Raw genomic sequence first — 18,031 nt, 5'->3', positions numbered from 1 at the left:
TTCCGCGCGGGAGCACAGCATTTCCACCACCACTCCCGCGCGCACCGTCGCGCTCTTCATTTCCGACCTGCACCTGCAGGAATCCCATCCGCGCACGGCCGACGCCTTTTTCCGCTTCCTGGCCGCGCATGCGGCGCATGCCGAACAGCTTTATCTTCTCGGCGACATCTTCGAATACTGGGCCGGCGACGACGACCTCGATGCGCCGCTGAACCGACGCGTCGTCGAGGCGCTGCGCGCCCTGGCGGACCGCGGCCTGCAGATTTTCTGGATGGCGGGGAACCGCGACTTCCTGGTCGGCCAGGGTTTCGCCGCGGCGGCCGGCCTGCACCTGCTGGACGAGCCGCACGTCGCCACGATCGCCGGGCAACGTATCGCCCTCGTGCACGGCGACGCCGAATGCACGCTCGACACAAAATACATGGAATTTCGCGCGATGGTGCGCGCTAGAGGCTGGCAGGCGCAATTCCTGGCCATGCCCTTAGACAAGCGCAAGGCAATCATCGCCGGTCTGCGCGAAGGCAGCCGCGAAGCGCACACGGCCAAGTCGTACGCCATCATGGACGTGACACCCGAAGCGATCGAGGCCGTGTTCGACGCCACCGGCGCCGCCGTCCTGATTCATGGGCACACGCACCGCCCTGCCCTGCACATGCATCGGCACCTGAGCGGCCAACGCCGCCGCTACGTCCTGCCCGACTGGGAATTGGATGACCGATCCGATGAGCCGCCGCGTGGCGGCTGGATCGCCGTCGACGAGCATGGCGCCGTCACGCGCCATGCCCTCGACGGCAGCCTGCTCTGACCTTCCCCTGATTACAGGTACTGCTGCAGCACCGCGTAGCGGGTCATGCCGACCAGCTTGCCCTTGTTGTAGGTAATCGCGCCGATCGAGGCGTTACCCCAGACAAAGCTCGGCGTCGACACCACGCCGGCCGGGCTGATCTTGCGCACATTGCCCGAGCCGGTCAGGTACAGGTTGCCGCTCTCGTCGATCGTCATGTGATCGACTTCGTAGAACCCGAGCGTGGCGGTCCTGGCCGCGCCATCGACGTTGCCCGTCTCTTTCATCGGCGTACCGGCGAACACAGTCAGCGCACTGTCCGCCTTGGCCAGCTTGTAGACGGCGACCGTGCCGGTGTCGGCGAAGTAGATGTTGCCGGCGGCATCGACCGCGACCGATTGCGGCCGTGGATCGGCGCCCGCGCCGGCCAGCCCTGCGATCTGCGCCTTGGTCACCAGCACGGTCTTGGCGCCGGTCGGCGTGATGCGCAGCACTTCGCCCGATACGGCGCCCGTGGTCACGATGGCGTTGCCGTCGGGATCGACCGCCAGGCCGATCGGACGCACCGCCGCGTCGACCGTCGTCACGACGCCGTCCTTGATCCGGCGCAGGCCCAGGCTCTGGGCGATCCAGATGCTGCCGTCGCGGCCGACGGCAACCCGCGTCGGCGCGGCAAACCGGGCCGTGGCCAGCGTGCCATCGCCCTGGCCAGGCAGGGCGGCGCTGTTGACCACGCCGGCGAGCGTGGTTACGGTGCCGTCCGGCGTTGCCTTGCGCACCACGTGGGTCACCGGGTCGGCGAAGTACATGTTGCCGTCGGCATCGGCCGCGAGCGAGCTGAACGAGCCGAAGCGCGCGGTGGCGGCATCGCCGTTGATGGTCTTGCGCACCGCCGGGGTTGCAGCGACGGTAGTTACGACACCGTCGAGCGTCACCTTGCGCAGCACTTCCTGGCCGCTGTCGACCACGAACAGGCTGGTGCCGTCGAAACCGATCGACAGCAGGTTGCCGAAGCGCGCCGCGGTGCCGGTCGCATCGACGTCGCCGCGTTCCTGGCTGCCCGCCAGGGTGGTGACGACACCGGCCGGCGTCACCTTGCGCACCGATGCGAAGTCGGTCACGTACAGGTCGCCGTTCGGCGTGGCGACCATGCCGGTGATCGCGCCGAAGCGCGCCGCGACGCCGGTGCCATCCTTGGTCGCGCCGAGCACGCCGCCGGCATGCAGCGTGAGTACGCCGTTGCCGACTTTCCAGATGCGGTCGGTATCGTCCGATACGTACAGGGTGCCGTCGGCGGCGCGTGCGATCGTCTGCAACAGGATGACCGGGGCCACCGGATCCGGGTTGGGATAGGTCGTGGTGGTGACGACGCCGGCCGCGGTAGCCTGGCGAATCGTCAGGCCGGCACTGCGGTCGATCACGTACACGCCACCCGCGCCATCGGAGGCGATCGATTGCGGGCCTTCGAAGCGCGCGGCGGCGCCGAGTCCGTCGGCCTTGGTCGGCGTGGTTTTGGCGGCCTCGACGTTGTAGCAGGCGGTCGAGCTGCTGCCTGCCAGCGTCGTGACCTCCCCGGCGGCGGTCATCTTGCGGATCGCGCCGTTGCAGCTGTCGCCGACGAACAGGTTGCCCTGGCCGTCGACGGCGGCGCCGCTGGCGTTGAGCCAGAAGCGCGCCGCACTGCCTGTGCCGTTGGCCAGGCCTGGCTGGCCGGTACCGCCGGCGACCATGCCAAGCTGGCCGTTCGACGACAGCTTCAGCACGCCGTGCAGGCTGCCGTCGGTGACGTACAGGTTGCCGCTGCCGTCGCCGGCGACAGCCAGCGGCGCCTGCAACGCGCCGCGTACGCCTGCCAGCACTTGCGGTGCGCAGTCGACGACCGTCTTGGTGGCATTCGCGCTGGCGATCGTGCCGGTTGGATCGAAGGCCTTGCAGGTATACCCAGCCGGCGCCGACGCCACCTTGATGTCGTAGGCGGCGCCGTTCTGGAGCCGGGCGGGGAAAGAGAAGCTGCCGTTGGCCGTGACCGGGACGGTCTCGCTGCCGTTGCTCAGGGTGACGGCTGCCGCGCCGGCGCGCAGGCCGGTGACGGTGCCGCCGACCGTGTAGTCCGTCGTCACAGGAGGAGTACCAGTTCCGGGGGTGCCGCCGGTCGGCGGCGGCGTGGGCGTACTGCCGCCACCGCCACCGCCGCCACCACCGCCGCCGCCACAACCCGCCACCAAGACCAGCAGCGCCGTTGCAACTGCATATTCAAACTGTTTGACTCGCATATCCATCTCCCTGAGCACTTACGGCGCGAGCTGCGCCATACCAAATAGCAATATACTCGCAGAATGATATAAAAATGTAAATAAATCTTGATAATTTTTGTATCAGAATGTTACTAAATGCAAAGAGGGCGCGGCGCCGCGTCGCCCCATGCCCTGGGTACCCGTGGAGGACAGGCACATCACGGAATGGTCGCCCCCGGTTGAGCACGTAGACGTTGCCGTTAGCGTCGCTCGTGAGCGCCAGCGGCAGTTGCAGGCGGTTGACGGTCCCGGCCAGCACGACCGGCGCGCAGTTGACGGTCGTTTTGGTGCTGTCGGCGCCGGCAATGGTGCCGCTGGCATCGCTGACCTTGCAGGTGTAGCCGTCGGGTGCCGTGGCCGTGATGGCGAAGGCGGTGCCGGTCGGCCGTTTGATGGGGAAGGTAAACGGTCCGTTCGCCGCCACCGGGAGCGTCGCGCTGCCGTCGGCAAGCGTCACCACGGCGCCCGGACCGAGGCCGGACACCGTGCCGCCCAGCGTGAATTGTGGTACCGGCACGACGGGCCCGATCAGGATGACGTTGTTGCCTTTGTCACCGCCGCCACCGCCGCAGCCGCCGACAAGGGCGGCGAGTACGGCGGCCAGCACACAGTCCCGGCCTCTGAAACCTTGCTTCTCATGTCGTGTCTCCGGATCCTGAGACAGTTGGTGACTTTTGCCGGCCAAATTTCATTTATGATGCTTAAATGAAACGATTTCGTTGAAGGAGCGCCGGGGGTCGCTCGACCTTCGTGGCTCGGCCCGGTACTGCTTCCATGCCGCTCACCTCCGCATTCGTGCAGTTCGTCGCATTTTTGCTGCCTTAAAAAATGTCACTGTTATAGTTCACTACAACACCAAGACATTCATCCACAGGAGGCAGACATGCGCGAACATGCCGCAGCACCAGGGCGACAGGGGGGCCATCCATGAACATCGGCTGGAACGACAACGCACCGATTTACCGCCAGTTGAAAGACCGGGTCATCGAAATGATGCTCGACGGCGTCCTGAAGGCCGGCGACGCCCTGCCCTCGGTCCGCCAGATCGCGGCCGAATACCAACTGAACCCGATCACCGTTTCCAAGGCGTACCAGGAACTGGTGGACGAAAACCTAGTAGAAAAACGAAGGGGGATTGGCATGTACGTTACCGAAGGGGCAAGCGAGAAACTGCTTGCAAGCGAACGCGAGCGCTTCCTGCGCGAAGAATGGCCGGCGATGGTGGAACGCATCCGCCTGCTGGGCTTGAACGTCGAACAGTTGCTGCATACCTCGCAGCCGGGAGGCACAGCATGAGCGCCGTGATCTCCGCACGCGGCCTGAGCAAGCGCTACGGCAAGCAGACCGCCATCGACGGCATCGACTTCGACATCCCGGCCGGGCGCATCGTCGGCCTGATCGGCCCCAACGGTTCCGGCAAGACCACCACCCTGAAGGCGGCGCTGGGCCTGATCCCCTTCGACGGCGAGCTGACCGTGATGGGACGCGATCCGCGCACCCAGCGCGACGCCCTGATGCAGGACGTGTGCTTCATCGCCGACGTGGCGATCCTGCCGCGCTGGCTGCGCGTGATGGACGCCATCGATTTCGTCGCCGGCGTGCATCCGCGCTTCGACCGCGCCCGTGCCGAGAAATACATCGCCAACACCCGCCTGCGCCCGACCATGAAGGTCAAGGAAATGTCGAAGGGTATGATCGTCCAGCTGCACCTGGCGCTGGTGATGGCGATCGACGCCAAGCTGCTGGTGCTGGATGAACCAACGCTGGGCCTCGACATCATCTACCGCAAGCAGTTCTACCAGAACCTGTTGGAAGACTATTTTGACGAGAACAAGACGATCATCATCACGACGCACCAGGTCGAGGAAGTCGAGCACATCCTGACCGACCTGCTGTTCATCCGCGACGGCAAGATCGTGCTGGCCGCCTCGATGGACGAAGTCGGCGAACGCTATGTCGAAGTGATGGTCGCCGCCGACAAGGTCAATGCCGCCAACGCGCTGCAGCCGCTCGACCAGCGCACCGTGTTCGGCAAATCGGTGATGCTGTTCGATTCGGCGCGTGCCGGCGGCGTCTCGCGCGCCCAGCTGTCCGCCCTTGGGGAGACGCGCAATCCGAGCGTCGCCGACCTGTTCGTGGCAACGATGAAAGGAACCTACGCATGAATACGATGAAATGGCTGCTGCGCCGCGAGTTCTGGGAGAACAAGGGCGGCTTCGTCTGGGCGCCGCTGGTCGCCGCCGCGATCATGGTGCTGCTGGTCGGCGGCGTGGTCGGCTACGGCCTTGCCAGCGGCAAGATGGGCACCGAGAACGTCACTATCCGGGTCGAGGGCGAGGAAGTCCACACGACCTCGATCTCCATGGCCAAGGCCGTCACGCCGGAAATCCGCGAGCGCATGGCGAGCGTCGCCGCGAATAACTATATCGCCGTCGGCGCGCCGATCTTCTTCGTGCTGCCGATCGTCGCCTTCTTCTACTGCCTGGCCGCGCTCTACGACGACCGGCGCGACCGCAGCATCCTGTTCTGGAAGTCGCTGCCGATCTCGGATGCCGCTACCGTGCTCTCCAAACTGGTCACGGTGCTGGTGGTGGCGCCCCTGATCACGATTGGCGTGGCCACGGCGGCGGCGCTGGCGATCCTGCTCTTTGCCGGCATTGCGACCAGCTTCCACGGCGTCAACCTGTTCGGCGCGGTGCTTACGGACGTCAACTTCTACCTGGCGCCCTTCTACCTGGTCGGCATGCTGCCAATCTACATCCTGTGGGCGCTGCCGACCGCGGGCTGGCTGCTGCTGGTGTCGAGCTGGGCGAAGTCGAAGGTCTTCCTGTGGGCCGTGGGCGTGCCGCTGATGGCCGCCGTGCTGCTGAAATGGCTGGACTTCCTGCTGGGCATGACCGGCGGCCTCACCATCAATGCCGACTGGCTCATCAACAACGTGCTGGAAGCGATCCTGCTCGGCCTGATCCCCGGCACCTGGTTCATGGGCGCCAGCGACCTGCCGCAGCCGACGTCGAGTGGCGTTCCCCTGCTGCCGATGCTGAGCTACTCGTGGTCGACCCTGGCCAAGCCGGCACTCTGGGGCGGCGTGGTGGCGGGCGTGGCGATGATCTTCGCGGCGATCCGGCTGCGCCGCTGGCGCGATGAGGGCTGATCGCGCTTGATGTGGAAGCGTGGGTAAATCGAACTTTGTCGAACCCGCCGCAGCGATGAGCACGGCGGGTTCGGCGCTTATTGAAACTGCTGGCGAAACGCCTCGAACTGCGCCTTGAGTTCGTTCAGCTCGCCGCGCAAGGCGGCGACCTCTTCTTCCAGCTGGCCGATGCGGCTGGTCGGGGCCGGCGCCGCGGCGGCGCCGAAGGCGGAATCGTCGCGCGCGGTGGAGATCTCGCCGCCCAGCAGCTGGCCGTAGCGCGGCTCCTTGGTACCGGGTGCGCGTTCCAGGCGCGCCACCAGCGGCGGGTATTTGTCGACCAGGAATTGCAGCGTCGCCTCGACGTCGGCCACGGTCTTGAATTCGTGCAGGCGGCCGGTACGGGTGCGGATCTCGCCGGCGGTCTGCAGGCCGCGCAGCATCAGCACGGTCAACACGGCCACCTTGTCCTGCTCGAGCGTCCACTTGATGCGCATGCGGTGCTCGTATTTCGTCACGCGCGCGCCGGCGGCGCTGATGCCGCTTACCAGCCGGCGTTCGATCAGGCGCTGCAGCGTGTCCTGCACCGTCTCTTCCGACAGCTGCATCACCGGGTCGCGGCTGGAGAGCTGGTTGCAGCCGTTGACGATGGCGTTCAGCGACATCGGGTAATTGTCGGGCGTGAGCGCTTCTTTTTCGGCAAGCACGGCAAGCACGCGGATCTCGAACGGGTCGAGCACCGGTGCGCTGCCGACGCCGGCAATGATTTCTTCAGTCATGGGGTTCAAAGGCTCCTTACTCAGTTCTCAATCCACCAGCCGGTTCAATGTCACCGAATCGAGTTTATCACCCTCGAGCACGTTCGGACAGGCGATGCCGGCCGCCTTGATGGTGGCGGTCAGCCGTTCGAGCTGCTCGTCCTGGCGCGCCACGTGGTCGATCAGGCCGCGCAGGGCTTTCGACAGCGGATCGTCGCCGTTCGGCGTGACGCCGTAGGCGGCGAACATGCGCGCGCTCCTCGACTGGTCTTCCTTGCGGATGATGTGGGCCGGGTTGCCGACCGCGGTGGCGCCGGCCGGGACCGGCTTGACGACGACGGCGTTGGAACCGACCTTGGCGAATTCGCCGACCGTGAACGCCCCCAGCACCTGGGCGCCGGCGCCGACGATCACGCCGCGCTCGAGCGTCGGGTGGCGCTTGGTGCCGGCCACCAGCGTGGTACCGCCGAGGGTGACGCCCTGGTAGATGGTGCAGTCGTCGCCGACCACGGCGGTTTCGCCGATCACCACGCCGAAGCCGTGGTCGATGAAGACGCGCCGGCCGATGGTGGCGCCGGGATGGATTTCGATGCCGGTGATGACACGTGCGAGGTAGGAGACAAAGCGGCCAAGCCACTTCAGGTTGCGCTTCCAGCAGGCGTGCGCCCAATTGTGCATGACGATGGCGTGCAAGCCGGGGTAGCAGGTGAGCACTTCCCAGCCGTTACGGGCGGCCGGGTCGCGTTCGATGATGCTGTTGATATCTTCGCGCAACGAGGAAAACATAATAAGTACAGAAGGAAAACAAGGGCAGATGGTAGCGTATCCGCCGGGCGTCTGCTTGGCAGGGTATCAATTTGAGGGATCTTGTGGATGATGGCTGCATTCGGGCGAATGCGGGCGTGGGTGGGGCTGTTGCCTGCCCTGCCGGTGGGATGCGTGATCCGCATGGGCACGGGGTGCCCATCCTACAAAATGTAGGGTGGACGGGTCTTCCCGTCCACGCGTTCAAACCAGGCTGATTGCTTAAGCCGGCACACCGCGCTGGCGGCGGGCTTCGTACAGGCAGACGCCGGAGGCGACCGAGACGTTCAGGCTCTCGACCGAACCGAACATCGGGATGTTGACCAGCAGGTCGCAGGTTTCGCGCGTCAGGCGGCGCATGCCCTCGCCTTCGGAACCCATCACCAGCGCGACCGGGCCTTTGAAATCGGCTTCGTACAGGCCCTTGTCGGCGTCGTCCGAGGTGCCAATCAGCCAGATGCCGCGCTCCTTCAGCTCGCGCATGGTGCGCGCCAGGTTGGTCACCGTGATGTAGGGGACGGTCTCGGCGGCGCCGCTCGCCACCTTGGCGGCGGTGGCGTTCAGGCCGACAGCGCGGTCCTTCGGCACGATGACCGCGTGCGCGCCGACGCCGTCGGCCACGCGCAGGCAGGCGCCCAGGTTGTGCGGGTCGGTGATGCCGTCGAGGATCAGCAGTAGCGGCGGACCTTCGATGGCGTCGAGCAGTTCGTCGAGGTTGCGCGCCAGCGCCAGCTGGCTGGCGAAGGCGATCACGCCCTGGTGGCGGCGCGTGCCGACGATCTTGTCGAGACGGCTCGCTTCGACCGGCATGACGCGCACGCCGGCCGCCTTGGCGTTGGCGACCAGGTCCTTCATGCGGCCGTCGTTGCGTTCGGCGTCGACGAAAATCTCTTCGACCGACTGGGCTTCGTGGCGCAACCGCGAGGTCACGGCGTGGAAGCCGAAAATCATTTTATTTTTCATGCCTTGCTTTTCTCGCTACTTTTCTTCTTGCTGCTGGTGTTGGACGTGCTGCTGGCCGCTTTGGCTGCAGGCTTCTTGGCGGCGCTCTTTTTGGCGACGCTCTTTTTTGCTGCTGGTACTGGTGCTGGTGCCGGCTCGGCTTCCACCACCGGTGCTGCCTCGGCCTTGGCGCGGGTGGGGCGTGGCTTGGCTGGCGCTTCGATTGCCGGTTCCGCGACTTCCACTACTGCAGGCGCCGGTGCTGCGATGGATGCTGCAACTGCCGGATCGAGTGCCTTGGCACGGCGTGCGCGCTTCGGTGCCGCCTCGGGTGCTGCTTCCGCGCTTGCTTCGACTACCGGCGCTGCAGCCGGTGCCGCCTCAGCCGGGGCCTTGATGGCGGCGCGCACCGGTGCCTTGGCCTTGCGGGCAGGCTTGGCGGCAACCGGTTCAACGGTTTCGGTGGCGACTGCTGCCGGTTCCGGTGCTGCTGGTGCTGGTGTTGCTGGTACTGCGGCTTCCGGCACGGCTGCCGCCTTGCGCGAACGGCGCACCGGCTTGGCTTCACCATTCTCCGGTGCAGCTTGCACGACCGCCTCGACTGGCTCAGCAGCTGGTTGTGCCGGCGCCTCCCCCTTGCGCGCACGGCGTGCACGCTTCGAAGCACCCGTTTCCTGGCCGATGTCTTCCAGCAGGGACGGCGTTGCGGCTGCCTCCTCGGCTGCGGTGGACTGCGCATCGGTCAAGCCGTTGCCGGTCTCGTAGCCGCTCGCATTCGCCGCGGCGCTTGCTGCCTCGAGTGCTGCTTCGTTGGCAGCCACGCGTGCCGCTGCACGCTTGCGCGAACGGCGCGAAGGCTTCGCGTCGCCCTTGCTCGCCATCTCGACCACATCATCGTTACCGATGAATTGCGGCTGTTCCTGTGCTTGCGTTTGTGGCTGCACCTGCGGTTCTTCCTGTCCTGCGTCCGGCAGTTGCGCCGCCAGTTCGCGTGCTGCCGCACGTTCCTTGCGTCCGCGGCGCGAACGCTTGGAACGGCTAGCTTTGCCCTCTTCCTGCGCGGCGATGCGCGGCGCTTGCTGTGCCGGCTGGGCGTTCGAACGGTTGCGGTCAGCCTTGCTGTCGTCGCGACGGCCGCTGCCCTGTTCCTGCACCTCAGGCGTCGCTGCCACGCTGCCCTCCTGCGCCAGCACCAGGTCGATCTTGCGTGCTTCGAGGTCGACCTTGGCCACCTGCACGGTGACGCGGTCGGTCAGGCCGAAGGTCTTGCCGGTACGTTCGCCGCGCAGCACGTGGCGCGCTTCGTCGTACTGGAAGTAATCTTCGCCGAGACCGGTCACGTGGACCAGGCCTTCGACGTACAGCTCGTCGAGCTGCACGAAGATGCCGAAGGTCGTCACGCCGGCGACGATGCCGGTGAAGGACTCGCCCAGCTTGTCCTGCATGAAGTAGCACTTGAGCCAGTTCTCGACGTCGCGCGAGGCTTCGTCGGCGCGGCGTTCGTTGGCCGAGCAGTGCACGCCGAGCGCGTCCCAGATGGTCAGGTCTTTCGGGTCCTTAGCGGTGCCTTCGGCCTTGTCTTTCGCCGCCTGCTTGCGCCCGGCGTTCGACATGGTCGTGTTCAGCTTGGCCAGGTCGATGCCCTTCGGCTCGTACTTGCGGCCGGCCAGCACCGCCTTGATCGCGCGGTGCGTGAGCAAATCGGGATAGCGGCGGATCGGGCTGGTGAAGTGGGCGTAGGCCTCGTAGGCCAGGCCGAAGTGGCCGACGTTGTCCGGGCTGTAGACCGCTTGCTGCATCGAGCGCAGCAGCATGGTTTGCAGCAGGGACGCGTCCGGGCGCTCCTTGATCTCGCGCATCAGCGCGGCATAGTCGCTCGCGGCCGGCTTCATGCCGCCACCCAGGTTCAGGCCGGTCATCTTGAGGAAGGTACGCAGCTGGTTCAGCTTTTCCTCGGTCGGCGTGGCGTGGATGCGGAAGGTGCCCGGATGCTTGTGGCGGATCAAGAGGTCGGCGGCGCAGACGTTCGCGGCCAGCATGCATTCCTCGATCAGGCGGTGCGCGTCGTTGCGGGTGCGCGGGATGATCTTTTCGATCTTGCCCATCGCATTGCAGACGATATAGGTTTCGGTGGTCTCGAAGTCGATCGCACCGCGCTGCTGGCGCGCGCCGAGCAGCGCCTGGAACACGCCGTTCAGGTTCTGCAGGTGCGGCACGATGGCCGGACGGCGGCCGGCTTCCTCGCCCTGCGGCTCGGCGAGGATGTCGGCGACCTGGTTATAGGTCAGGCGCGCGGCCGAGTGGATCACGGCCGGGTAGAACTGGTAAGCCTGCACCTCGCCTGCGCTGCTGACGACCATGTCGCACACCAGGCTCAAACGGTCGACCGCCGGATTCAGCGAACACAGGCCATTCGACAGTTTTTCCGGCAGCATCGGGATCACGCGGCGCGGGAAATAGACCGAGGTGCTGCGTTCGATGGCGTCGACGTCGAGGCCGTCGTTCGGTTTGACGTAGTGGCTGACGTCGGCGATCGCGACCAGCAGGCGGAAACCGTCTTCACGGCCCAGCTTGATCGGCTCGCAATACACGGCGTCGTCGAAGTCGCGCGCGTCTTCGCCGTCGATCGTCACCAGCGGCACGTCGCGCAGGTCGACGCGATCAAGCAGGTCGCTGTCGACGACTTCGTTCGGCAAGCGGTTGGCCTGCTTGAGCGCATTCGGCGAAAACACGTGCGGCACGCCAAACTTGCGGACGGCGATTTCGATTTCCATGCCGGGGTCGTCGAGTTCGCCGAGGACTTCGACGATGCGGCCGGTCGGCTTCTGGAAGCGCGCCGGCTGCTCGATCAGTTCGACGCTGACCACCTGGCCCGACTTGGCCTTGCCGGGCGAACCGGCAACCAGCACGTCCTGGTTCATGCGCTGGTCTTCCGGCGACACGATCCAGACGCCGCCTTCGTTCAGCAGGCGGCCGATGATGTGGGTATTGGCGCGCGCGACGACTTCGACGATCGTGCCTTCGAGGCGGCCGCGGCGGTCGGTGCCGCTGACTTTCGCCAGCACGCGGTCGCCATGCAGCACTTTCTGCATTTCCTTATCGTTCAGGAACAGGTCGCTGCCCGGTTCGTCCGGAATGACGAAGCCGAAACCGTCGCGGTGCGCGCTGACCTTGCCGGCAATGAAGCCGCTCCCGTCCGCCAGCGCATAGCTGCCGTTGACTTCGCTACGGATCTGGCCGTCGCGTTCCATCGCATTCAGGCGGCGCCCGAGGACTTCTTCGGCAGCGGGCTTGACGCCCAGGGCACGTGCGAGCGTGGCCGCATCGAGCGACGTGCCTGCATCGCGGAAGACACCGAGGATTTCCTCTCGGCTAGGAATGGTATGAGTAGGTTGCTTCAAATCGTTTTCTTGAATTCTTTTTGATGAACGCCGGAGCACCCGGCACGATGGTTGGATTGACACCTTGTCAGGCGTAGTGTAACGGAGGACCCTGGGATTCGCCTAACGAAGCGTGCTGCGGTGCGGGCTGCAGGTCGGGCTATATAGCCGGCTCCGAATCGAGGCAGGCGGGTCTTTGACTTTTGCAAACCTTCCGCTATAATCTCGGCTCTTTCGCAACGACAGCAATGTGCGAGGGGAAGAAAAGCAGGAGCGGTAGCAGGAAGTTCTGTGCCAGAGCAGCGAAAGTTGATCTAGCGAAAAACAGGAAAGCCTGATATTGTATCAGCTTCGGTGGTTTGAAGCACAAATGCCCACGTGGCGGAATTGGTAGACGCGCATGGTTCAGGTCCATGTGCCGCGAGGTGTGGGGGTTCGAGTCCCTCCGTGGGCACCAACTACTGGATGTACTCCGCTGTAACTGTAGTGAAGTTTTGCAGTACCGTTGTCGATGTAATGCTGTACTAAATGCCCACGTGGCGGAATTGGTAGACGCGCATGGTTCAGGTCCATGTGCCGCGAGGTGTGGGGGTTCGAGTCCCTCCGTGGGCACCATCTACTGGCAGTACTCCGCAATATATGTTGTACCCCGTTGTAAATGGTATGTTGTAAGCATGTAGCGTGTGCTCTTGAGCGCACGACTCATTGTTGGAATGTTGTTGGCAATAGCAGCACCGTAGTATTTGTAGGCCCACGTGGCGGAATTGGTAGACGCGCATGGTTCAGGTCCATGTGCCGCGAGGTGTGGGGGTTCGAGTCCCTCCGTGGGCACCAAAAGCTTTTCTGGTCGATATGGCCGGCGCAAAACGCCGCAATCCTTGCAAAAGGTTTGCGGCGTTTTGCGTTGTTGCGTCCCTCTTCTCCCTCCTCAACGGGACAGCCGTTGCGAAAAGCGCATCGTTGTTAAATAATGGGGTGGTTAGACCGCGCGTCGCACGCCGTACGTCGCCCATCGCAGCATTCATAACACCGAGGAGACATTGATGTTCACAAGTCCGGAACAATTCGCATCCGCCACCAAAACCCTGTTCGACCTGCAAATGCAGACCTTCGACATGCTGGCCAATAAAACGGTCAAGGGTCTGGAACAGGTGATGGCCCTGAACATGGCGACCGCCCGCAGCACCATGGACAAGACGCTCGCTGCCAGCCGCGACCTTTCCCAGGCACGCGACGCGCGCGCCGCCTTCGACGCCCTCTCCGCACGCATGACGCCGGACATGGCCGGCAACGTCGAGTACCGCGACCAGATGAAAGTCATCATCGACGAGATGCAAAGCGAATTCCGCCGCGCCGCCGACGTCCACGTGGCCGAAGCGAAAAGCACGCTGTCGGCGCTGATCTACGACGTCACGCAAAACGTCAAGCCGGGTTCGGAAAACGCGGTCGAGATCATCAAGGCCGCGATCGACAATGCCTTCAAGGGCTACGAGCAGGTGACACAAGCCACGCGCGAGGCGGTCAAGAACGTCGAAGAGCAGATCGCCAAGGCGTCGTCGCAGTTCAATCCAGGTGCTGCCCAAGCCAGTACGCAGCAAGACAACAAGCCGGCGCAGTAAACGGCAACAGGGCGGCCACCGCCGCCCTGCAATATTCTTTCATCCAAGGCTATTGGATGAAAGAATATTTCAACCTTCTTCCTTCACGATCCCCAGCAGTTCTTCGACGTGGGCCAGCGCGCCCGCATCTTTCACCACCGTTTTCAGCCACAGGTGCAGCGGCTGCTCGCCCCAATTGGCCGCCTTGTCGGCCAGGTAGGCGACCGGGCTGTGCGGTTCCGTTCGGCGGAAGAAGTCGGCCACGGCCCGCAACTGGCCCAGCGCCTGCGCGCGGCTGGCGATCGCGCCCGCCAACACCGGCAGGCCCGTCGTGACCGGCATCAGGGCGCCGTCCGCATGTGCGATCGGCAGCGCTACCTGTGACGCGGTCGCTAACGGGGCAGCAGCGCCGGCGGCGGGTGTGACGAAGTGCGCCAGGTTCTGCAGCGCCGTGCGCGCCGCGGTAAAACCCGGACCATCGGCGCCGAGGCGGTCATCGACTGCTTTTTCCAGCTCCCCCAGCGCCGCCAGGCAGTGGTTGGCGTCGTCTAGCAGCGCCGCCTGGAAGGCCTTCGAGGTACGGCTGCGCGCCGCTTCGACGTTGGCGATCGCCTCGGCGCCGTGCGCGCGCGCCGCCTCGATGTCGCGCATCGAAAAGGCCGCGCCTTCGGTCAGCGGGCATTCCGCGACCAACTGCGGCACGCGCGCCGCGATCCAGCCCAGGTTGCCGATGCGGCGCTCGAAGCCGTCTTCGTCGGCCAGCGGATAGACGTCGTCCCAGTAGCGCTCGCACAGCCCGGCGAGCACCAGCAGCGCGTTGCCCAGGCTGCGCAGGCCGCCCGTCTTGACGCTCGCTTCGGCCAGCCAGACCGCCAGTTGTAAATCCTTGCTGCGCGTTTCCAGCAGTTGCGCGCAGCGCTTGGTGACGAACTTCCAGTCCGCTTCCTTCAGTGTGGTGACCCAGGCGCCCTGCTCGATCGAGGGATCGTCGGCCTTGCGCGCCTGGGCAATGGCGTCGAGTTCGGGCGAGAACGCCAGGTCCTCGCCGCACGGGGCGGCGGCGGAGACGGGAGTGAGACACTGTTCGACCTTGAACATGGCGGCTCCTTAAGCCGGCTCGATCGCGTACTTGAACTTGCCGGCCCTGGTGGCGCCGACCTTGATGCGCGCGATCGCGCCGCCCGCAGCCATATTCGCCAGCACGCTGTCGGCGATCTCGGGCAGCAGGGTGCCGTTCAGGATCGTATCGACATTGCGCGCGCCGGAATCGACTTCGGTACAGCGGGCCAGCACCGCGTTTACCAGCACCTCGTCGTACTCGAAGGTGGCGCCATGGTTGTCGCGCACGCGCTGGCCGATGCGGTTCAGCTTCAGGCGGATGATATTGGCCAGCACCTCGTCGGCGATCGGATAGAACGGGATGGTGACCAGGCGCCCGAGAAAGGCCGGCTTGAACTGCTTCATCAGCTGCGGGCGGATGGCGTCGAGCAGCGCATCGGGTTTCGGCATCTCGGCGGGCGTCTTGTTCAGGCAAGCCTGCATCATCGTACTCGACGCCGTGTTCGAGGTGAGGATGATGATGGTGTTGCGAAAGTCGATCTGGCGCCCTTCGGCATCGTCCAGCACGCCCTTGTCGAAGACCTGGAAGAACAGCTCGAGCACGTCCGGATGGGCCTTTTCGACTTCGTCGAGCAGCACCACGCTGTACGGGTTGCGCCGCACCGCTTCGGTCAGCACGCCGCCTTCGCCATAGCCGACATAGCCCGGCGGCGAACCCTTCAGGCCCGAGACGCTGTGCGCTTCCTGGTATTCGCTCATGTTGATGGTGACGAGTTTGCGCTCGCCGCCGTAGAGCAGGTCGGCCAGCGCCAGCGCGGTCTCGGTCTTGCCGACGCCCGAGGTGCCGACGAACAGGAATACGCCCTTCGGCTTGTTGGGGTCGTCCAGGTTGGCGCGCGCGGTGCGCACGCGCTGGGCCACGGCGGCAGTGGCGTGCGACTGGCCAAGGATGCGTTCATCGAGCAGCGACTGCAGCCCGAGCACGGTACGGATCTCGTCCTTGACCATGCGTCCGAGCGGGATACCGGTCCAGGCGGCGACGATGCCCGCCACCGTGTGGCCGTCGACCTGCACCGGCACCAGCGGCGCCTCGCCCTGCAGTGCGCGCAATTCCTCGATCGCGGCGCGCAGGCCCGGCGTGCCGGTGATCGAGCCGCCTTCGAGCTCGCCGCGCATGCGCCCGATGTCGGCGGTCAGCGCGCGTTCCTGTTCCCAGCGCGCGGTGAGGCGCTCCTGTTCGGTCAGGGCGGCCATGCGCTCGCCGCGCAGCTGCATCAGGCGCGCCGCGTGTTCGCCGCCGGCGCTCTGCTCGCGTTCGAGCGCGGCAATTTGCGCGTCGATGCGTTCGATGCGGCGCATGACGGTTTCCAGCAGCGCCGGCGTGGCGCTCTGGCCGAGCGCGACTTTGGCGCAGGCGGTATCGAGTACGCTGATCGCCTTGTCGGGCAGCTGGCGCCCGCTGATGTAGCGGTGCGACAGGCGCACCGCCTCGGTGATGGCTTCGTCGTAGACGCGCACGCCGAAATGCTTTTCCATCAGCGGCGCCATCGCGCGCAGCATGGCGCTGGCGGTTTCCTCGTCCGGCTCCTCGACCTTGATCACCTGGAAGCGCCGCGCCAGCGCCGCATCCTTTTCAAAATACTTCTTGTATTCGCTCCAGGTGGTGGCGGCGATGGTGCGCAGTTCGCCGCGCGCCAGCGCCGGTTTCAGCAGGTTGGCGGCGTCGTTCTGGCCGGCCTGGCCGCCGGCGCCGATCATCGTGTGCGCCTCGTCGATGAAGAGGATGATCGCATGCGGACTCTTTTTGACTTCTTCGATCACGTTTTTCAGGCGGTTCTCGAACTCGCCTTTCACCGAGGCGCCGGCCTGCAGCAGGCCCATGTCGAGCGTGTGGATCTCGACCCCGCGCAGCACTTCCGGCACGTCGCCCTGCACGATGCGCAGCGCCAGTCCTTCGACCACGGCGGTCTTGCCGACGCCGGCTTCGCCGGTCAGGATCGGATTGTTCTGGCGCCGCCGCATCAGGATGTCGATCGCCTGGCGGATTTCGGGGTCGCGCCCGATCACCGGATCGACCTTGCCGTCGCGCGCACGGGCAGTCAGGCAGGTGGTGAACTGGTCCAGCGCCGGGGTCTTGCCGGCCGCCTGGGCTTCGAGTTCGCCGACCGGATCGCCGCCCTGCCCCTGCCCCGGCAGGTATTGCTGTGAAGCGCCGGAAGCAGGGGCCACCGCTTCGCGCGAGCCGCGCGTGAACTTGTCGAGGTCGTGCTTCAGGCGCTCGAGCGGGAAATCGGCGAACAGGGTTGACGCGCGCTGGGCCAGCTGGGCCAGGCTCGGTTCGGTCAGCAAGGCGAGCAGCAGGTGCGCGCTGCGGATCGTGTTCGGGCCATTGGTACCCAACGAAGCGATCAGCCAGGCATGCTCGAGCAGCATCGGCAGGTGCTTCGAGAACACCGGCGTGCGCGCGCTGCCCGAGGCGAAGCGCGCCACTTCCTGGCGCAGGTCGCTTTCCAGCCGGGACAGGCTGATGTCGCAGGCGCGCGCCGCGACCACCACGTCGCAATCGGGCTGCTCGAGCAGTGCCAGGAACAGGTGTTCGATATCGACTTCGTACTGTCCCAGTCCGACACAGATGTTGGCCGCGCGCGTGGCCGCCGTGCGCGTGGCGTCGTTCAGTTTGCCGATCAGGGTCTTGAGATTGATGTCCATGCGGGTCGGGTCCTTTGTGTCGGTGTCGGTGAATGCGCTAGCGCTTGCCGCCGGGCGTGCGTGCCCGCGCCGTTTTCCTGATCGCGTAATGCAGCGACGAGGGCTGCAGCACGGCGCTGAAGTCGACGCTGTCGCCGCCGGCATCGAGCTCGAGGCGCGCGTGGATCGCGAAGTCGAGGCGGTTGACGCTGCCCTCCACGAATTCCAGGCTGGCGCTGACTTCCTTCAGGCGCGGCTCGTGGATTTCGATGGCGCGGGTCAGGCTGGCGCAGATCGCGGCGCGGTCTTCGTCGCTGCTCAGGCAAAAGCCGGCGAAATCGACCAGCCCGTAATTCAGGATCGAGGCACGTGCCAGCGGAAAGTGGTCGAACAGCGCGGCCGGCAGCGCGGCGCGGGTGTTGAGCAAGGCTTCCAGGTCGCGCGCCACGTGGTCCTTGATCTGGTCGATCGTCAAGCCTTGCGCGGTCATGGAAGCGCCGCCCGCCTGGGCGCGCTCGTCCATCAGGCGGTCGAGCAGGCCGGGGGTGAAGCCTTTCATGGGGTCTCCTGCGGGATGGGATGCCCTGGCGA

Annotated in this window: 13 protein-coding genes, 3 tRNA genes and 1 pseudogene; 8 read left to right on the top strand and 9 right to left on the bottom strand. The window is 65.5% G+C overall.

Features of this window, described 5'->3' with window-relative positions:
- The first annotated feature begins 19 nt into the window (after positions 1-19).
- A complete protein-coding gene (locus IFT60_RS16825) occupies positions 20-805 on the top strand; it encodes a UDP-2,3-diacylglucosamine diphosphatase (protein WP_192053643.1) in 786 nt (261 codons plus the stop codon).
- A gap of 11 nt (positions 806-816) precedes the next feature.
- Here the strand turns inward: IFT60_RS16825 and IFT60_RS16820 are convergent, their stop codons facing one another.
- Positions 817-3,057, bottom strand: coding sequence for an NHL repeat-containing protein (locus IFT60_RS16820; protein WP_192053583.1), 2,241 nt, complete (start codon positions 3,055-3,057; stop codon positions 817-819).
- Positions 3,038-3,685, bottom strand: coding sequence for a hypothetical protein (locus IFT60_RS16815; protein WP_192053580.1), 648 nt, complete (start codon positions 3,683-3,685; stop codon positions 3,038-3,040). Before IFT60_RS16815 ends, IFT60_RS16820 begins: the two co-directional genes overlap by 20 nt.
- 320 nt (positions 3,686-4,005) lie before the next feature.
- On the opposite strand from IFT60_RS16815, the gene IFT60_RS16810 reads away from it, so the two are divergent.
- Genes IFT60_RS16810 through IFT60_RS16800 form a run of 3 tightly spaced genes read left to right on the top strand, consistent with a single transcriptional unit; the run spans position 4,006 to position 6,232 of the window.
- Positions 4,006-4,374, top strand: coding sequence for a GntR family transcriptional regulator (locus IFT60_RS16810; protein ID WP_192053579.1), 369 nt, complete (start codon positions 4,006-4,008; stop codon positions 4,372-4,374).
- Positions 4,371-5,243: an ABC transporter ATP-binding protein gene (locus IFT60_RS16805; protein WP_192053577.1), complete on the top strand. Its 873-nt coding sequence runs from the start codon at positions 4,371-4,373 to the stop codon at positions 5,241-5,243. The genes IFT60_RS16810 and IFT60_RS16805 overlap by 4 nt, the downstream gene beginning before the upstream one ends.
- Positions 5,240-6,232, top strand: a complete 993-nt coding sequence (locus IFT60_RS16800; protein WP_192053574.1) for a hypothetical protein — start codon at positions 5,240-5,242, stop codon at positions 6,230-6,232. Before IFT60_RS16805 ends, IFT60_RS16800 begins: the two co-directional genes overlap by 4 nt.
- A gap of 77 nt (positions 6,233-6,309) precedes the next feature.
- On the opposite strand, the gene IFT60_RS16795 is transcribed toward IFT60_RS16800, so the two are convergent.
- From IFT60_RS16795 to rnr, 4 genes and pseudogenes are all read right to left on the bottom strand, one after another.
- Positions 6,310-6,990, bottom strand: a complete 681-nt coding sequence (locus tag IFT60_RS16795; RefSeq protein ID WP_192053572.1) for a YceH family protein — start codon at positions 6,988-6,990, stop codon at positions 6,310-6,312.
- Positions 6,991-7,017: 27 nt separating this feature from the next.
- Positions 7,018-7,755: a serine O-acetyltransferase gene (gene cysE / locus IFT60_RS16790; protein WP_192053570.1), complete on the bottom strand. Its 738-nt coding sequence runs from the start codon at positions 7,753-7,755 to the stop codon at positions 7,018-7,020.
- Positions 7,756-7,995: 240 nt separating this feature from the next.
- Entirely contained in the window at positions 7,996-8,736 is a 741-nt protein-coding gene (rlmB, locus tag IFT60_RS16785; protein ID WP_192053568.1) for a 23S rRNA (guanosine(2251)-2'-O)-methyltransferase RlmB, read from the bottom strand.
- Between the two features lie 1,162 nt (positions 8,737-9,898).
- Positions 9,899-12,116: pseudogene (gene rnr, locus IFT60_RS16780) on the bottom strand (ribonuclease R); the annotation flags it as partial.
- A 351-nt stretch (positions 12,117-12,467) separates the two neighbouring features.
- Between rnr and IFT60_RS16775 the strand changes: the two are divergent.
- The 4 genes from IFT60_RS16775 to IFT60_RS16760 all read left to right on the top strand — a co-directional run bounded on the left by IFT60_RS16775 (position 12,468) and on the right by IFT60_RS16760 (position 13,714).
- Positions 12,468-12,552, top strand: a tRNA-Leu gene (locus IFT60_RS16775).
- Between the two features lie 73 nt (positions 12,553-12,625).
- Positions 12,626-12,710, top strand: a tRNA-Leu gene (locus tag IFT60_RS16770).
- Positions 12,711-12,844: 134 nt separating this feature from the next.
- Positions 12,845-12,929 (top strand) — tRNA-Leu (locus IFT60_RS16765).
- A 209-nt stretch (positions 12,930-13,138) separates the two neighbouring features.
- Positions 13,139-13,714 carry a phasin family protein gene (locus tag IFT60_RS16760; protein WP_192053566.1) on the top strand — a complete coding sequence of 192 codons (576 nt, stop codon included), beginning with the start codon at positions 13,139-13,141 and terminating at the stop codon, positions 13,712-13,714.
- Positions 13,715-13,783: 69 nt separating this feature from the next.
- Here IFT60_RS16760 and tssA read toward each other — a convergent pair whose 3' ends face one another.
- The 3 genes from tssA to tssE are packed head-to-tail and all read right to left on the bottom strand — an operon-like array spanning position 13,784 to position 17,999.
- Positions 13,784-14,791 (bottom strand): type VI secretion system protein TssA, encoded by a 1,008-nt coding sequence (gene tssA, locus IFT60_RS16755; protein WP_192053564.1) that lies wholly within the window; start codon positions 14,789-14,791, stop codon positions 13,784-13,786.
- A 9-nt stretch (positions 14,792-14,800) separates the two neighbouring features.
- Entirely contained in the window at positions 14,801-17,461 is a 2,661-nt protein-coding gene (gene tssH, locus IFT60_RS16750) for a type VI secretion system ATPase TssH (RefSeq protein WP_192053562.1), read from the bottom strand.
- A gap of 37 nt (positions 17,462-17,498) precedes the next feature.
- Positions 17,499-17,999 (bottom strand): type VI secretion system baseplate subunit TssE, encoded by a 501-nt coding sequence (gene tssE, locus IFT60_RS16745; RefSeq protein WP_192053560.1) that lies wholly within the window; start codon positions 17,997-17,999, stop codon positions 17,499-17,501.
- Positions 18,000-18,031: the final 32 nt, after the last annotated feature.

Source organism: Massilia sp. CFBP 13721 (assembly GCF_014842025.1).
In the GTDB taxonomy this organism is placed as follows: Bacteria; Pseudomonadota; Gammaproteobacteria; order Burkholderiales; family Burkholderiaceae_D; genus Telluria.
This window is presented reverse-complemented; position numbering and strand designations above follow the sequence as displayed.

What these genes read in the sequence shown, in the direction of transcription:
- IFT60_RS16805 (WP_192053577.1), top strand. Translation starts at nt 4,371, where the DNA reads ATGAGCGCCGTGATCTCCGCACGCGGCCTGAGCAAGCGCTACGGCAAG.
- IFT60_RS16810 (WP_192053579.1), top strand. Translation starts at nt 4,006, where the DNA reads ATGAACATCGGCTGGAACGACAACGCACCGATTTACCGCCAGTTGAAA.
- cysE (WP_192053570.1), bottom strand. Translation starts at nt 7,755, where the DNA reads ATGTTTTCCTCGTTGCGCGAAGATATCAACAGCATCATCGAACGCGAC.
- rlmB (WP_192053568.1), bottom strand. Translation starts at nt 8,736, where the DNA reads ATGAAAAATAAAATGATTTTCGGCTTCCACGCCGTGACCTCGCGGTTG.
- tssE (WP_192053560.1), bottom strand. Translation starts at nt 17,999, where the DNA reads ATGAAAGGCTTCACCCCCGGCCTGCTCGACCGCCTGATGGACGAGCGC.
- IFT60_RS16795 (WP_192053572.1), bottom strand. Translation starts at nt 6,990, where the DNA reads ATGACTGAAGAAATCATTGCCGGCGTCGGCAGCGCACCGGTGCTCGAC.
- IFT60_RS16820 (WP_192053583.1), bottom strand. Translation starts at nt 3,057, where the DNA reads ATGCGAGTCAAACAGTTTGAATATGCAGTTGCAACGGCGCTGCTGGTC.
- IFT60_RS16760 (WP_192053566.1), top strand. Translation starts at nt 13,139, where the DNA reads ATGTTCACAAGTCCGGAACAATTCGCATCCGCCACCAAAACCCTGTTC.
- IFT60_RS16800 (WP_192053574.1), top strand. Translation starts at nt 5,240, where the DNA reads ATGAATACGATGAAATGGCTGCTGCGCCGCGAGTTCTGGGAGAACAAG.
- tssH (WP_192053562.1), bottom strand. Translation starts at nt 17,461, where the DNA reads ATGGACATCAATCTCAAGACCCTGATCGGCAAACTGAACGACGCCACG.
- tssA (WP_192053564.1), bottom strand. Translation starts at nt 14,791, where the DNA reads ATGTTCAAGGTCGAACAGTGTCTCACTCCCGTCTCCGCCGCCGCCCCG.